Below are 15,565 nucleotides of genomic sequence, written 5' to 3'. Positions count from 1 at the left end.
GGACATTCTGGCAGAGCGATGCCTAAACTGCTCGTGGACAAAAAAGCCGGAGACGGACATGAGTGATTTCGAGCGGGTGGTGCGCGGCCGGCTGGTCGACGCGCGGCGGATCGACGACGACGGCTGGCTCGCGCTGCGGGACGGCAGGATCGCGGCGCGCGGGACGGGATCGCCGCCGTCCGCGCGCGAGGTGGTCGATGCGCGCGGGCAGTGGGTGCTGCCGGGCGTGATCGACGGCCAGGTCCATGCGGGCAGTCAGGCCAATCAGGAAGGGCTCGGCCATGCGTCGCGCGCGGCGGCGGCAGGCGGCGTGACGGTGATGGTCGACATGCCGTACGACGACCCCGAACCCGTTGCGTCGAGCGCGCAGCTGATGCGCAAGATCGCCGAGGTCGAGCGGGATTGCCATGTCGACGTCGCGCTGTACGGCACGCTCAATGCGCAGCACGGGCTGGACGCGGCCGCCGGCCTGATCGACGGCGGCGCATGCGCGTTCAAGTTCTCCACGTTCGAGGCGACGCCGGGCCGCTTTCCGCGCGTCGACGAGGACGATCTTTACGAAGCCTTCCGGCGGATCGCGCCGTCGGGGCTCGCGTGCGGCGTACACAACCAGATGCAGGAGCTGACGCGCAAGAACATCGCGCGGATGACCGAGGCGGGCGATACCGGCTGGGATGCGTTCCTGCGTGCGCATCCGCCGTTGATCGAGAACCTGGCGACCGCGCTGATCTACGAGATCGGCGCGGAGACGGGGGCGCGCGCGCATGCGGTGCACGTCTCGACGTCGCGGGGCTTCGCGCTGTGCGACATGTACCGGCGCGCCGGCCATCGCGCGAGCATCGAGACCTGCGTCCAGTACCTGATGCTCGATCACGAAACGCATACGCGGCGCTTCGGTGCGAAGACCAAGCACTACCCGCCGATCCGGCCGAAAGCCGAGACCGAGCTGCTGTGGACGCACGTGGCGCGCGGCGAATGCACGTTCGTATCGTCGGATCACGTGAGCTGGGGGCTGGAGCGCAAGGGCAATCCGAACGTGTTCAGGAACGCATCGGGAGGGCCGGGGCTGGAGACGCTGCTGCCCGCGTTCTGGACCGGCTGCGAGCAGCATGGGATCGCGCCGACGCGCGTCGCGGAACTGCTCGCGCTGAATCCCGCGCGGCATTTTCTGCTGGACGACCGCAAGGGCACGCTCGACGTCGGCGCGGATGCGGATCTGGTGATCGTCGCGCCGGATCGTCATCGCTTCGATCCGGCGCACAGCCTCGCGGCCGTGCAGTGGAGCGCGTTCGAGGGGATGGAATTCGCGGTCCGCGTCGCGGCGACCTACTGCCGAGGCGAGCTGGTGTTCGACGGCGCGCGGATCGTCAACCGGGCGGGCGACGGGCGCTTTCTGCGTCCGCGCCCGTCGTCCCCGGAGAATCGCGCATGAACCGGATCGCTTATCCGCCGCTGAACGCGGATCGCCTGCAGGCCCGCGTCGAACGGCTCGCGCAGTTCACGCTGCCCGGCACGCCCTGGACGCGCCGCGCGTTCTCGCCGCTGTTCGCCGACGCGCGCGCATGGCTTGCCGAACAGTTCTCGGCGGCAGGGCTCGAGGTCTCGCAGGATGCGGGCGGCAACCTGATCGGGCGACGGCCCGGCAGCGGCCGATGCGCGAAGCCGCTGATCACGGGTTCGCATTGCGACACGGTGGTCGGCGGCGGGCGCTTCGACGGCATCATCGGCGTGCTGGCGGCGATCGAGGTCGCGCATACGCTGAACGAGCAGGGCATCGTGCTCGACCATCCGCTCGAAGTCATCGACTTCCTGTCGGAAGAACCGAGCGATTACGGGATTTCCTGCGTCGGCAGCCGCGCGTTCTCGGGCGTGCTCGACGCGGGGATGCTACGGGCCGCGAACGCGTCGGGCGAGACGCTTGCCGACGGCTTGCGGCGGATCGGCGGCACGCCGGAAGCGCTCGCCGCGCCGCTGCGCGCGCCGGGCAGCACGGCCGCGTTCGTTGAGCTGCATATCGAGCAGGGGCCGGTGCTGGAGACGCGCGGATTGCCGATCGGCGTCGTGACGAACATCGTCGGCATCCGGCGCGTGCTGATCACCGTGACGGGGCAGCCCGACCACGCGGGCACCACGCCGATGGAGATTCGCCGCGATGCGCTGGTCGGCGCGGCCTGCCTGATCGAAACGGCGCATGCGCTCGCGAGCAGCCGGTCGGGGCGGCCGCATTACGTCGTCGCGACCGTCGGCCGGATCGCGATGACGCCGAACGTGCCGAACGCCGTGCCGGGCCGGGTGGAGATGATGCTGGAAGTCCGCAGCGACAGCGACGCGGTGCTCGATGGCTTCCCGGAGGACGTGCTGGCCGCAGCGGCCGCGCGCCTCGATGCGCTGCGGGTGTCGGCGCGTGCCGAACACGTGAGCCGCGCGCGTCCGACCGACTGTCAGCCGCTCGTGATGGACGCGGTGGAGCTGGCGGCCGGACAGCTCGGTTACCCGAGCATGCGGCTGCCGAGCGGCGCGGGGCACGATGCGGTGTATGTCGCGCCGACCGGGCCGATCGGGATGATCTTCATCCCCTGCCTGAACGGCCGCAGCCATTGCCCCGAGGAGTGGATCGAGCCGCGGCAGCTGCTCGACGGCACCCGCGTGCTGTACCAGACGCTCGTGGCGCTCGACCGCGCGCTCGCCGGCCGAGATTGAGGTGCGCCGCCGGCCCGGGTCCTTCCGGGCCGGCGGGCCGCTCGCCGATCAGCGCCAGCGGCCGTCGACGAAGATCCAGACCTGCCCCTGCTGCCGCCAGTAGCCGGGCACCCACCGATGGCCCGGGCGCTGGGCGATCCAGCGTCCGGGCATCCATATATAGCGGCCGTCGTGCCAACTCCAGTAGCCGTCCACCCAAACGTAGCCGCGCCGGTACGGAGGAGGAGGCCGCCTGTCATGCCGTCGCGGCGGCGGCGGGCGATGCGGCGAACCCGGATAAGACGGCCGGCCGGGTTGCGGGCGCATCGGCGGGCGCTCGCCCGGCGTCGGTCCGGGTGGCGGCCGGGACGGTGGCGCGGAGGGTGGGCCGCCCGGCGCCGGTTGTTGCGCGCGCGCATCGGCGAAGCCTGCGCCACCCGCCAGGGCCATCGCAGTCAAGGACAGCGTGCGAAGAAAGTGACGTCGATTCATGGCGATTCCCGGAACGGATACTGGAGCGGCGCGCGCGAACGGCGGCGCCGTCGGGTTCAACCATAGTCCGGAGGCCGGGGACGCGGGGTGACGCTGGCGGCAACGGCTGTTACGGGATATTCCGCCGTTCGAGGGGCCGGCATCGGGGGCGGGCCTTGCCGCGGGCGGATGCGCTCCGGGCGGGTCGATCGGCGCGGCGGGAGCGGTTTGTCCGGCCGCGCCCCCCGCCATAATGGCGGCCGGCGCCTTCGGAGCGGCCGTTCAGGCCGGCACGCATGCTCGATCGGCCAGCAAAAAGTACCGAAATCGCTGCTTCGCGGGGTTGGGCTTGTTGTTTATATGCAACCGTCAAGTCGCTGACACAGAAGAATGCTGGTTGTAAACCCGCCAAAACAACCCCGTCAAGAGGCCAAAAAGTAGCGTTAAAACAAATACTTATAGCAGGCTAGCATTTCTATTATTTCTTGTTCTGGAAAAGCTTATTTCTTTATTTGCGAATGGGCGGCCCTAGGGTACACCCCTAAACTCACGGTTCCCATAACGGGCAACCATCCGGGCGCAGCCATAGCGCAGTAGAGCAGTAGATATGGCGCTTCCGGGCGGTTGCTGACCGTTGATCGAAACAAGGTCGCAAGGCCTGCCTTTTTTTAAAGGGAGCTCCACGAATGAACAAGACTCTGATCGTTGCAGCAGCTGCAGCATCGTTCGCTACCGTTGCACACGCACAAAGCAGCGTCACGCTGTACGGTGTGCTCGACGCAGGCATCACGTACCAAAGCAATGTGCAGCCGGCTCCGGGCGCTGCTGGCAAGTCGCTGTGGTCGATGGGCAGCGGCGTTGACCAAAGCCGTTTCGGCCTGCGTGGTTCGGAAGACCTGGGTGGCGGTCTGAAGGCAATCTTCACGTTGGAAAGCGGTTTCAACCTTGGTAACGGCAAGTTCCAGAACAACGGCGGCATGTTCAACCGTCAAGCGTTCGTCGGCCTGTCGAGCCAGTACGGTACGGTCACGCTGGGTCGCCAGTACGACTCCGTGCAAGACTACCTGGCTCCGCTGACCGCAACGGGCAGCTGGGGTGGTACGTACTTCGCTCACCCGTTCAACAACGACAACCTGAACACGAACGGCGGCTACGCGGCTAACAACTCGATCAAGTACACGAGCGCCAACTACGCTGGCCTGGTGTTCGGCGGCACGTACTCGTTCTCGAACAGCTCGCAATTCGCGAACAACCGTGCCTACAGCGCAGGTGCTTCGTATCAGTTCCAAGGCCTGAAGCTGGGTGCAGCTTACTCGCAAGCGAACAACCCGGGCGTGACCGGCGGCGCGATCGAAAACGGTTCGAGCATCCTGCTGAACGGCCAAGGTCGTCTGCGTACGTACGGCGCGGCTGCTGGCTACGCGTTCGGCCCGGCGCAAGTTGGCGCAGCCTGGACCCAAGCACGTGTTGACAACGTGCCGGGCCAGTCGACGTTCCGTGCTGACAACTACGAAGTCAACGCCAAGTACAACCTGACGCCGGCTCTGGGTCTGGGTGCTGCTTACACGTACACGAGCGCGAAGGTTGCGGGCGAAAGCCAACACTGGAACCAATTCGGTCTCCAGGCTGACTACTCGCTGTCGAAGCGCACCGACGTGTACGCACAAGCTGTGTACCAACGTGCTTCGAAGAACGCAGGCGGCGCATCGATCTACAACGGCGACAACACCACGCTGCCGAGCTCGTCGATCAACCAAACCGCAGCAACGGTTGGTCTGCGTCACCGCTTCTAAGCATGACGAAGGCCGGGAAGTTCATCCGGTCTTGAAAAAGGCGCCTTCGGGCGCCTTTTTTATTGCGCGGCGCCGAGATGGTGCGGCCGATGAAAAAAAGCGAGGCGCTTGAGCGGCCTCGCTTCTTTCATGGTCGGCACGCGGGCGCGTGCGTCGGCAATGCTCGAACCGGCGCGCTCAGCGCGTATAGTCGCCGTTCGCTTCCGGCTGGAATACGATGTCCGCCACTTTCATCATCTTGCCGGCGCCATTCGGCAGCGTGATCTTCACGAGTTCGCCGCGTTGGGCGCCCAGCAATGCCATTCCGACAGGCGAGAACACGTTGAGGCGCCCTTGTTCGAGGTTGGCTGCGTCAGGATAGACGATCGTCCAGGTCATGCTGTCCTGGGTCGTCTCGTCGATCAGCGTGACCTGCGAGTTCATCGTCACGACCGTCGCCTTGATGGCGCTCGGCTGGACGATGTCGGCGCGTTCGAGCAGCGTGTCCAGCATTTCCTGGAAGCGGGGCTGATGTTCCGCGTGCTTTTCAAGGCGCGCGACGTCGAGTTCGGTAAGTTGATAGAGGCGTTTTTTCATGACAGTTCTCCAAATGATCGGCATAGGCAGGCGTGACTCACCTGTGGGATCGCCCGGAGCCTGACCGCAGCGGCTCCAGGCTGGAGGGGGCTGTCAGGTCAAGCGCCGGGCGGCGGCGAGCGGTGCCGGAGCCGTGCTTCGAAAGCGGGGGGGCGCCACCGGGGGGACGTGCGGGCGCGCTCCGGCCGAACGGAGCGGCGAAAGAGCGAGGGCAGTCGGGAGGCGCATGGATGGATTGGTCGGATAACGGACAAATAAACCTTTCAACTATACAACAAACCGGGCTACCTCAGGCCGATGACTCCTTCAGCTCGATGTCAGCTATTGTTGCCGCCATGGGGCTATTGGGATATCACTGCCCCCAGTATGGATATCGATATTTGTCATTTTTGCAACGGTGTATGTCCAAACTAGGGGTTTGCCCTTGGTCTCGTGGTGACTAGACTGGAATCAATCGCTTCAGACAGAGATGCCCGGGGCGACGTAAATACAACATTCCGGAGGTCATTATCATGAAGACGATCGTCTACGCCGCAGTTGCCGCTTCCATCCTGGCCGCTCCGCTGGCCGCATTTGCGCAATCCAGCCAGCAGCCGCTCACGCGTGCCGAAGTGCGCTCCGAACTGGTCCAGCTCGAACAGAACGGTTACAAGCCCGAAGCCAGTGACGCGCAGTATCCGAACAACATTCAGGCGGCCGCACAGCGTGCCCAGCCGGCGCAGCAAACCCTGACTCATGCCGATACGAGCGGTTACGGCGTGCAGCCCGTCGGCGCGACGGAGTCGGGCGGGCGCGTGGTCGTTGCGCCGAGCTCGCCGAACTCGGTCTACTTCGGTCATTAAGCGGGATCTCGCCTGACGTGCTCGTCGGCCGGGTGGCGGACGGCAGCGTCGGCCCGGCACAAGGCGGCCCGCGCGCAACGCGCATCGGGCCGCCGACAAGAACGGAACCTCCGTCGCCGCAGTCCGGCGGCTTTGCCCAGACGCACGGCGTTTGGGCATTTTTTGCTGGATGCGGCGGCCGGCGCTATTCGATCTGCGAGGTGGCGGGCGTTCCGTGGATGTAGTGTTCGAGCTGGGTGATCGTGAACTGCTGGTCGGCGATGACGCTTTTCACGAGGTCGCCGATCGACACCAGGCCAACCAGTTTGCCTTGGTCGATGACCGGGAGATGGCGCATCCGGTGCTCGGTCATCAGCGCCATGCACTCGTCGGTGGTTTGCGACGGTTCCACGTAGCGCACCTTGGCCGTCATGATGTCCCCGACCTGGGTCGCTTTCGACGAGCGGTCGAGGAGCACCACCTTGCGCGCGTAGTCGCGCTCGGTCACGATGCCGGCGATGTCGGCGCCTTCCGTGACGAGCAGCGCGCCGATACCCTTTTCCGCCATCAGCTTGATCGCGTCATAGACGGAGTCGGTTTTCGCGATGGTGTGGATCGTGCGGCCGGACTCGGGCTTGGATTTGAGAATCTGTGCGACGGTGGTGCTCATACACGGTCTCCCTTGGCTGGGCGGCGTACGTTGCGTACCCCGCTTCGACAGATCCAGTATAGATCGGTGCACGGCGCGAGGCTCGGCCGAGTTCGTAGATTAGCGTTAAACTCCGATCGCTCGCCATTCAGAACACACCTTAATTCTTTCTCGTTCGATGCATTCCATGAAGTCTCCGCATTCCCCATCGGCCTCCTCGGAAAACGATCGTGCCGGCGAATGCGTGGCGCTCGTCGCCACGGCGACGCTGCCCACGCGCTACGGCACGTTCACGTCGTATGCGTTTCGCGTCGCGGGCGGCGATACCGAGCATCTGGCGCTGGTCATGGGCGATGTCACCGGGCCGCAGTCGGTGCTGACGCGCCTGCATTCCGAGTGCCTGACGGGCGACGTGTTCGGCTCCTACCGATGCGATTGCGGTGAACAGCTCGACCTCGCGCTGCGCTACATCGCCGCCGAGGGGCGGGGCGTGCTGCTGTATCTGCGCGGTCATGAAGGGCGCGGGATCGGCCTGAGCAACAAGATCCGCGCCTACGCGCTGCAGGAGCAGGGGCGCGACACGGTCGAGGCGAATCTCGATCTCGGCCTGCCGGACGACGCGCGCGAATACGATTCCGCCGCCGCGATTCTGCGGATCCTGAAGGTCGAGTCAGTGCGGCTGATGAGCAATAATCCGAAGAAATTCGACACGCTCGCGCAGCACGGCATTCCGGTGTGCGAGCGGGTCGCGCTGGCGGTGCCTGTGCGCGAGGAAAACGAGCGCTATATCCGCACCAAGCAGCTCAAGTTCGGCCACTACTATTTCGACGAGAACGAGTAAGCCGGTTCGCCGCCGCTGCCCGCCCGGTGCAACTGGTACGACCCGAAGCGCTCCTGGGCGATCGGCAGGTCGAAGCGGCGCAGCATCTCCGTTTCGATCCAGTCGCACGCTTGCCGGGCGCAGTCGGTGAGCATGTCGCGGTCGGCGTGGCCGTCGATGTCGTACACGAAGCGCACCCCGACCTCGTCGCCCGTCAACCGGCGTTCCAGCTGGTTCAGGTGCAGGCGAGGCGATTTCTGTTGCGCGAGCGCGCGTAGTTCATCGAAGTGATATTCGAGCCAGTCGGCGAAGAACAGTGCATCGCTGCGATCCGCCAGCCGGAACGCGGCCGTGCGCGACAGGCGCATGCCGATCTCGGCGGGGCGCGCCGGCATGCCATCCGCCGCGGGCAAAGCAGGTACCGCGCCGCCGCAACCGGCGAGCGCGAGAGGCCAATCGGCGGGGCGCTGCTGGCGATGGTTGCGCAACGCATGCCAGAACAGCGCGTCGCCGTCGGCGGCCGACGGCTGCATCGTCAGGTCGCGCTGGCCGTCGGACAGTACGTCGATCCGGCGGATCACGAGTCGCAGCGTACACAGCGGCGCGTCGTCCGCGAACAGCGTCGCGGGCCGCGGCAGACCGTACGCCGGCGGCAACGCATCATGCGCGCGGAACACCAGGCCGCGCCGGTCAAGGCGCACGAGCGGCAGACGGCCGGCAAAATCCGGATGCGCGACGGCGATCCGGGCGGCCGGATCGCCGTCGCGTCCGGGCATCATCGCGCGGAACACCGATGAATGGTCCATCCTGTTACTCCTTCATAGACAATCTCGCCCGGCCGGGCAGCCGGCGCTCAGGCCGCCTCGACCTGATGCGGGGAGCACAGGTCCGGATCGAGATCCAGCGCGGCGAGCGTCTGGCGATCCAGGTCGATCCAGCACGCGACCACCATGCGACCGTCGATCGACTGCGCGGGCCCGGCCCGGTGGGCGTGAACGCCGATGCGGCGGAACAGACGCTCCATGCTCATGAACGTCACGCCGATCAATTGCCGCGCACCACGGCGCGCCGCGCACTCGACGACGGCGGCCAGCATCGGCTTGACAGCCCAGGCCAGATCGCCCGCGTGCGCGGGATCGTCCGTATTCGCGGCAAATCGCGACAATTCCCACACTTCGGTAGATTGCGGCGGGGGCATGTCGTCGGCGAGCAGGGTCGGAAACAGCTCCTTCAGAAGATAGGGGCGGGTCGTCGGCAGCAGGCGCGCGCACCCGCAGATGCCGTCGCGGTCGTCTCTTGCAAACACGTAAACGGTGTCGTCGCGATCGTATTGATCGCGTTCGAATCCTTCGCTCGCCGACGGCAGCTTCCAGCCCAGTTGCTCGACAAAAACGCGGTGCCGATAAAGGCCCAGATCAGCCGCCAGCCCGCTTGGCAGGCGGCCATCGCCGTGAACGAAAGTCCGCATGGTGTCCTCTGTTTATGCTTTGAATGCGCGCATTACATCGTGCGCCCAGAGGACAGGTAACTGTTAACCCTTACAGGGTGGGGTGCGCGCAGAGATACATAGGACCAGAACGAACCTATGCAAGATTCAGATTGAAAAGATCTGCTAATTTGCTTATAAATCAGCAATGTTTCAAATGATTGGACACGACGAGCCGGACGCGTGTTACTGAAGGGTGGGACCGGCCTGATAAAGCATGCTTTGACCGAGGGCGGCAGCGGCGACAGCCGTTGGCCAATTCAGTTGAGCGAGGCGGCGCAGCAGCGCCGTCGCGGTGGGCTCCATCCCGATGTCGGCGCCGTAGCGGTCGACTCCCATGACGTTGCTGCGTACGTCGCCCCAGGCGATGACGATTGCGCCGGTGGCCTTGTCGAGGTACCAATCCCAGCCGACTGTGATGTGCGCCGCGCCCGCTCGCAGCGCGCGTTCCCATTCGGTGTAGCCGGCGAGACGCGCGTCGACCGCGCAGGTGCGCAGTTCGACCAGGAGGGACGCGTCGAGTCCGGACGACACGTGGACGAGCGCAAGTTCGGCCAGCGCATGCTCGGGCATGCGCACATAGCCGTCGGCGGACGGGCCGCAGAAGCGATGAAGCAATGGCGAATTCATGCGCGGAATGTATCAGTCCGCGAGCGGGCTGAAACCTAGCAAGTATGACAGCGTGAAGTTGTCGGAGATCAAATGGAACTGCGGTGGCAAGATGCCTATCAACAATTTAGCGCTGCAGAGAACGAGCAGCAGCTGTTTCAACTCATCGCCGCCTATACGCGACGGCTCGGCTTCGAGTATTGCTGTTACGGCATCAGGGTGCCGCTGCCGGTCTCGAAGCCCGCGGTCGCGATCTTCGATACGTATCCGGACGGGTGGATGCAGCATTATCAGGAGATGGATTACCTGAGCATCGATTCGACGGTTCGCGACGGCGCGCGCAGCCCCAACATGATCGTGTGGCCGGACACCAGCAGCGCGGATGCGTCGCAGCTGTGGCGCGACGCGCGCGAGCACGGGCTCGCGGTCGGCGTGGCGCAATCGAGCTGGGCGGCGCGCGGCGTATTCGGCTTGTTGACGATTGCGCGGCATGCGGACCAGCTGACGCCCGCCGAGATCAACATGCTGACCCTGCAGACCAACTGGCTGGCGAACCTGTCGCATTCGCTGATGAGCCGCTTCATGGTGCCCAAGCTCGCACCCGAGGCGAACGTTACGCTCACGCAACGCGAGCGCGAGGTGCTGTGCTGGACGGGAGAAGGCAAGACCGCCTGCGAGATCGGCCAGATCCTCAGCATCTCCGAGCGCACGGTGAACTTCCACGTCAACAACATTCTCGACAAGCTCGCGGCCACCAACAAGGTGCAGGCGGTCGTGAAAGCCATCTCGATGGGGCTGATCGAGACGCCGTGACCCGTCGGGCCGGTGCGCGGCATCGCGCCCGGGCCCGAAACCGACCTCATTCCATCATCGGCTCGGCTTCCTTCGCGGTCCAGCTGACGCTCGAAATGCTTTTCTCCATGCTCATCCGGCTCGCGATCTGCTCGAGCTTCTGCTGATCCTTCGGATGCAGCTTGAGCGTCGCCGTCACCTTGATGCGCTCGGGCTGCTCGGGTACGTCCTCGCTCGTCAGGCTCTGGAACGACAGCGGCTTCGCGTACATCGAGTTCGACAGCAGCGTGCGGATGTGTACCTCCTCGGATGCGAGGCAGATCACCGTGACCTGGTATTCGCGCACGAGATCGGCGTTCGACACGGGCGTCGAATTGATCGCCTGGCTCACGTAGCGCAGCAGCGTGTTGGTGAGCAGGATCACGGCCGTGCCTGCGATCGCGGGCAGATAGTGGCCGGAGCCCGACAGCACGCCGACCGCGGCGGAGCACCACAGCGTCGCCGCGGTATTGATGCCCTGGATCGAGCCTTTGTCGCGCATGATCACGCCGCCGCCGAGGAAGCCGACACCCGAGACCACATAGGCCGCGATCTGCGTGACCCCGGCGACGCCGTTGCCGGTCAGTACGCCGAGGGTGACGAACAGGCACGCGCCGCTCGTCACGAGCGTGATCGTGCGCAGGCCGGCCGTGCGCTGACGCATCTGCCGTTCGATGCCGATGGCGACCCCGCAGGCAAACGCGGTGAAAAGACGAAGTGCGAATTCGAAAGTCATGTAAGTCCTGCCGTGCATGTCACGCGGCCGTGCCGGATAGGCGGCCGCGCGGCGGCCCGTTCGGGCTCGCGCGTCTTGCGTCCGCGCGGTACTTTACCGCGCGGACGGGAACGTTTGTGTGAAATGGTGAGGGCACGCGCCGCCCGCTCGAACGCGGGCGACGGCGCAGCGGGCGCTGCGGCAGGCGGGCGTTCAGGCAGCGAGGCGTGCAGGCATGGCGCTGCTACTGTCCACGACGATTCCTGATCGATTGAATGGGCGGCATTCTAGGGGCGAGACATCGGGCGCGTCAACCCGGGCCGCAGCAGGGGTGCTGACGGCCCGGCGCGGCCTGCCGCGATTCGGGGGGCGTCAGAACGTGACGGCGATCCCGAGCATGCCGACGAACTGCGAGCGGGTCGACGACGGCGTCAGCTGCTGCGAGTCGCCGACGACGGGCGCCGCGTCGATCACGTCGCCGGCTCCGTTCGCGCCGAGCGTTTCGCCGCTCGCGCGGGTGAACGCCTGCAGCGCGTAGAGGGTCGTGCGTTTCGACAGGCTGTACGACTCCTTCAGCGAATACTGCTGGTAGCGCGCCGCGCTCGAGATGCCGTTGGCCTTCGTCGCCATCGTGTACGCGACGGCGCCCGCGATCGCGAAAGCCGGTGTGAAGCGGTAGGCCGCCAGTGCGCCGTAGGTGTTGAAGATTGCCGTATCGGTGAACACCGAGTGCGCGCCGGGCAGATATTCGACGTTCGAGTAGTTGAGGCCGAGCGTCAGGTCGCCGAGCGTGTAGTTGCCGGCGGCCGCGACCTGCTGCACCGCGCGCGCGGTGATGTAACCCTGGTTGACGACCGAGACCGCGAAGCTGCCGCTTGCCGGCACGGCGGTGCTCTGGAAGCCGTTCGGCTGGCCGGAGCTGTTGATCCGCAGATAGCCGGCCGCGATGCCGAGCGGCCCGTTGAGGTAGCGCAGCGCGGCGCTGTAGGTGTTGCCCTTGCCGGCGCTGCCGGGAATGCCGCTGAAGCCGTACATCGCGCTCGCGCTCAGGCCCGCGTAGGTCGGCGACGTGTAGGTAACCGAATTATTGATGCGCACCGTCGTGTCGAGCCCGTCGATGTCGCCGGGGTGGGCGCCCGTCGCGCCGGTCAGCCAGTTGCTCGGTCCGTACTGGCCGACGAACAGATAGTACGGCGTGTACTGGCGGCCGGCGGTCAGCGCGCCGTAACGGTCGTTCTGCAGTCCGACATACGCCTGCCGGTTGAAGATCGTGCCGGACAACGCCTGCGCGCCGGTATTGAGATTGAAACCCGCCTGCAGATCGAAGATCGCCTTGGTGCCGCCGCCGAGATCCTCGCTGCCTTTGAGGCCGAACTTCGATGCGTACAGGTTGCCGTCGCGCAGATAGACGTTCGAGTGGCCCTGCTGATTGTTCACGTAGCTGATAGCGTCGTCGACGACGCCGTAGAGCGTCACGCTGCTCTGCGCCCACAGGGGGCCGGAGAACAGGGCGGTCGACGCGGCGAACAATGTGTGCCGAAGCGGGATGCGGGTCTTCATTGACTATCTCCTTGGGTTATTGTCATCCGGGGCGGTGCGGCGCCCCGGTCTGCGGGAAACGGCTTGCCGCGCGCGGCGCGGGTGGGTCATGCGCCGGCGGGATCGAGCTGCAGCGTCAGCGTGCGCCATCCGTGCTCCGTCGAATCGCCGACGATGCGGGCGCCGTCGGCGTCGAACGGGCGCGGCTCCGACGCGGGCACGCGGATCTCGAGCCGGTCGAACGGCCGGCGATATCCGCCGCTCCACCCGATCGACGCCACGAGCCGCCCGGCCGCGTTCGCGCGCGTCGCGATCTTCCAGATGCCGAACGCGCCGTCTCGCCAGGCTTCCGATTCGCCGTCGTCCTCCACGCATTCGCCCTCGGCGCAGCCGTCGTCGGCGCGGGGCACGACGACGAACGTGCGCGCGTCGCCGCGCGACCCGAAGTGCTGTTCGGCGCTGTTGAGCGGCAACGCGTGACCTTCGCGCACCAGCATGACCGGCCGGTCGAGCGGTGCGTCGAGCGTGACGGCGGCGCCGCCGTCGAAACGTTCGCCGCTCCAGTAGCAGACCCAACGCGCGCCGTCCGGCAGGTAGACAGTGCGCGCCACGCGGCCCGGCTCGACGACGGGCGCGACCAGCAGCGCGCGGCCGAGCAGCAGGTCGTCGCTCGGCGCGTGGCAGCGGCGGTCGCGCGGGAATTCGGCGAAGGTCGGGCGCAGCACCGGTTCGTAGCGGGTCGTCGATTCCCACAGCAGATGGTAGAGATAGGGCAGAAGCCGGCAGCGCAGCTTGATGAGATCGGCGATCCGGCGCGTCGCGTCCGGATACATCCACGGCTCGTTGACGGTGCCGTCGTCGTTCCAGGAATGGATGCTGAAGCGCGGCATGAACACGCCGAACTGCACCCAGCGCAGCAGCAGCTCGGGGCCGGGAGCCGGTCCGGAGAAGCCGCCGATGTCGTGGCCGAGATTCGACACGCCCGACAGCGCCAGTCCCAGACCCATCTTCAGGTTGTAGCGCAGCGTCTCCCACGACGTGGCGTTGTCGCCCGACCAGGTCTGCACGTAGCGCTGCATCCCGGCGCCGCCCGAGCGCGACACCAGGAACGGCCGCCGCTCGGGTGCATGCGCGCGCTGCGCGTCACGGGACGCGCGCATCATCAGCATCGTCTGCAGCACCTTGGCCTCGCGCACCGGATACGGCGAGCCGAACCCGTGCGCGAAGGCGTCGGGCGACCACACCTCGTATTCGTTGTTGTCGTTCCACGTCGACGCGATGCCGTGACGCAGCAGCGCATCGGTCACGTGTTCGCGCCACCAGCGCTGCGTGTCGGGATTCGTGAAGTCGAGATAGGCGCCGACTTCATCCCAGAACTGGACCCACGCAGGCTCGCCGGCCCGGGTGCGGATCAGCAGGCCGCGGCGCTGCGCGTCGTCGAATTCGGGGTGATCGCGCAGCAGGCAGGGCTTGATGTTCGCGCACAGGCGGATGCCGTGCGCGAGGTAATCGGCGACGAAGCCGTCGACGTCGGGAAACTTGTCGCGGTTCCAGTTGAACACGTAGCGCTTCGCGCCGATCGACGTATAGCCCGACGACAGATGGAACGAATCGCACAGGATGTCGTGTTCCCGGCAGCGCTCGATGAATTCGTTCATCCGCTGCTGCGCGTCGGGCGCGTCGGTGTAGCTCATCGTCGAGCCGGAATAGCCGAGCCCCCAGCGCGGCATCCGGGCGGGGCGGCCGGTAAGCCAGGTGAAGCGGCGCGTCGCGGCGAGCGGGCTGCCGGGTGACGCGATGAAGTAGTAGTCGAGGTCGCCGTGCTGCGCGCGGAAGTAGCGATAGTGGCCGTGGTAGTTGTCGAGCTCGCGGCCCATGTCGAACGTGCAGTCGGCGAGCGTATCGTAGAACAGACCGAAGCCGAGCGCGTCGTCGGGGCGCCAGGCGATGTAGAACGGGATGTGCTTGTAGAGCGGGTCGGTGTGCCGCGCGCTGTAGCCCATCGCGTCGACGTTCACCATGTCGTAGCGTCCGCCGCTGCGGTCGAGCTCTCCCGCGCGTTCGCCGAGGCCGAGCAGCATCTCGCCCGGCTGGCGGGCGACATAGTGGTAGACGCGCTCGTCCCACCAGCGGAAGTTGTACGCCTGCGTCGCGCGGTCCGCCAGCACGGTGCGCCATGCGCCGCTGTCGTCGCGCAGTTGCCAGGTGAAACGGCCGCCTTCCGGCGCGATGTCGACGCGAATACCGGCGGTTTCCACGCGAATCCGTCCGGCGTCGGTCGTCACCGCATAGCGGGGCAGCGCGAAGCCGCTCAGGTCGAGCCGGTCGCGGCCCTCGGGTTCGACGTCGTCGCCGCCCGGCGCGATCGACCAGGTGCGCGGGGTGGTCGCCTGGCCGTCGGGCAGCACGCGCACGCGGATCACGTCGTCCTCCAGCACGAACAGGTCGATGCGCGCGCCGTCGTCGCTTTGCAGTTGCACGCGATTGTGCGTGTCGGCCGCGAGCCGGAATGAAGGAGGGGAAAGCAGCGAAGCCATGAATACCAGTCCTCTGAGACGGCGAAGTAATGGGGAGCG

Annotated in this window: 15 protein-coding genes; 6 read left to right on the top strand and 9 right to left on the bottom strand. The window is 66.3% G+C overall.

Annotated elements, in window-relative coordinates; all coding sequences use genetic code 11:
- Window positions 1-58: 58 nt before the first annotated feature.
- Window positions 59-1,432 (top strand): dihydroorotase, encoded by a 1,374-nt coding sequence (locus tag RZR99_RS18505; RefSeq protein ID WP_323121218.1) that lies wholly within the window; start codon window positions 59-61, stop codon window positions 1,430-1,432.
- Window positions 1,429-2,700, top strand: a complete 1,272-nt coding sequence (locus tag RZR99_RS18500) for a Zn-dependent hydrolase (protein WP_323121217.1) — start codon at window positions 1,429-1,431, stop codon at window positions 2,698-2,700. Before RZR99_RS18505 ends, RZR99_RS18500 begins: the two co-directional genes overlap by 4 nt.
- Window positions 2,701-2,748: 48 nt before the next feature.
- Here the strand turns inward: RZR99_RS18500 and RZR99_RS18495 are convergent, their stop codons facing one another.
- Window positions 2,749-3,171 carry a Tat pathway signal protein gene (locus tag RZR99_RS18495; protein WP_323121216.1) on the bottom strand — a complete coding sequence of 141 codons (423 nt, stop codon included), beginning with the start codon at window positions 3,169-3,171 and terminating at the stop codon, window positions 2,749-2,751.
- Window positions 3,172-3,836: 665 nt separating this feature from the next.
- Between RZR99_RS18495 and RZR99_RS18490 the strand changes: the two genes are divergently transcribed.
- Entirely contained in the window at window positions 3,837-4,943 is a 1,107-nt protein-coding gene (locus tag RZR99_RS18490; RefSeq protein ID WP_323121215.1) for a porin, read from the top strand.
- Window positions 4,944-5,120: 177 nt separating this feature from the next.
- On the opposite strand, the gene RZR99_RS18485 is transcribed toward RZR99_RS18490, so the two are convergent.
- Window positions 5,121-5,519, bottom strand: coding sequence for a GreA/GreB family elongation factor (locus RZR99_RS18485; RefSeq protein WP_323121214.1), 399 nt, complete (start codon window positions 5,517-5,519; stop codon window positions 5,121-5,123).
- 512 nt (window positions 5,520-6,031) lie between these two features.
- On the opposite strand from RZR99_RS18485, the gene RZR99_RS18480 reads away from it, so the two are divergent.
- Window positions 6,032-6,361 carry a DUF4148 domain-containing protein gene (locus tag RZR99_RS18480; RefSeq protein WP_323121213.1) on the top strand — a complete coding sequence of 110 codons (330 nt, stop codon included), beginning with the start codon at window positions 6,032-6,034 and terminating at the stop codon, window positions 6,359-6,361.
- Window positions 6,362-6,545: 184 nt separating this feature from the next.
- Here the strand turns inward: RZR99_RS18480 and RZR99_RS18475 are convergent, their stop codons facing one another.
- The gene (locus RZR99_RS18475; protein ID WP_323121212.1) at window positions 6,546-7,010 is read right to left on the bottom strand and encodes a CBS domain-containing protein; all 465 of its coding nucleotides are present in this window, start codon (window positions 7,008-7,010) and stop codon (window positions 6,546-6,548) included.
- Window positions 7,011-7,167: 157 nt separating this feature from the next.
- Here RZR99_RS18475 and ribA point away from each other — a divergent pair, with 157 nt between their 5' ends.
- A complete protein-coding gene (gene ribA, locus RZR99_RS18470; protein WP_407655471.1) occupies window positions 7,168-7,830 on the top strand; it encodes a GTP cyclohydrolase II in 663 nt (220 codons plus the stop codon).
- Here ribA and RZR99_RS18465 read toward each other — a convergent pair.
- The 3 genes from RZR99_RS18465 to RZR99_RS18455 form a co-directional block, all read right to left on the bottom strand.
- The gene (locus tag RZR99_RS18465) at window positions 7,809-8,615 is read right to left on the bottom strand and encodes a hydroxymethylglutaryl-coenzyme A reductase (RefSeq protein WP_407655470.1); all 807 of its coding nucleotides are present in this window, start codon (window positions 8,613-8,615) and stop codon (window positions 7,809-7,811) included. The genes ribA and RZR99_RS18465 overlap by 22 nt on opposite strands.
- Before the next feature lie 47 nt (window positions 8,616-8,662).
- Entirely contained in the window at window positions 8,663-9,277 is a 615-nt protein-coding gene (locus tag RZR99_RS18460; protein WP_323121210.1) for an acyl-homoserine-lactone synthase, read from the bottom strand.
- Between the two features lie 204 nt (window positions 9,278-9,481).
- Window positions 9,482-9,925, bottom strand: coding sequence for a DUF4902 domain-containing protein (locus RZR99_RS18455; RefSeq protein WP_323121209.1), 444 nt, complete (start codon window positions 9,923-9,925; stop codon window positions 9,482-9,484).
- 72 nt (window positions 9,926-9,997) lie between these two features.
- On the opposite strand from RZR99_RS18455, the gene RZR99_RS18450 reads away from it, so the two are divergent.
- A complete protein-coding gene (locus tag RZR99_RS18450; protein ID WP_323121208.1) occupies window positions 9,998-10,717 on the top strand; it encodes an autoinducer binding domain-containing protein in 720 nt (239 codons plus the stop codon).
- Window positions 10,718-10,763: 46 nt separating this feature from the next.
- Here the strand turns inward: RZR99_RS18450 and RZR99_RS18445 are convergent, their stop codons facing one another.
- The 3 genes from RZR99_RS18445 to RZR99_RS18435 form a co-directional block, all read right to left on the bottom strand.
- Window positions 10,764-11,471, bottom strand: coding sequence for an MgtC/SapB family protein (locus RZR99_RS18445; protein ID WP_323121207.1), 708 nt, complete (start codon window positions 11,469-11,471; stop codon window positions 10,764-10,766).
- Between the two features lie 351 nt (window positions 11,472-11,822).
- On the bottom strand, window positions 11,823-13,010 hold the full coding sequence (locus RZR99_RS18440; protein WP_323121206.1) for a porin: 1,188 nt from the start codon (window positions 13,008-13,010) through the stop codon (window positions 11,823-11,825).
- An 86-nt stretch (window positions 13,011-13,096) separates the two neighbouring features.
- Complete coding sequence (locus tag RZR99_RS18435; protein WP_323121205.1) at window positions 13,097-15,526, bottom strand: glycoside hydrolase family 31 protein; 2,430 nt, start codon at window positions 15,524-15,526, stop codon at window positions 13,097-13,099.
- Window positions 15,527-15,565: the final 39 nt, after the last annotated feature.

Origin of the sequence: Burkholderia alba (assembly GCF_034721475.1) — a bacterium.
GTDB lineage: Bacteria > Pseudomonadota > Gammaproteobacteria > Burkholderiales > Burkholderiaceae > Burkholderia > Burkholderia alba.
The sequence above is the reverse complement of the archived record's forward strand: the minus strand, read 5'-3'. Positions and strand labels throughout refer to the sequence as shown.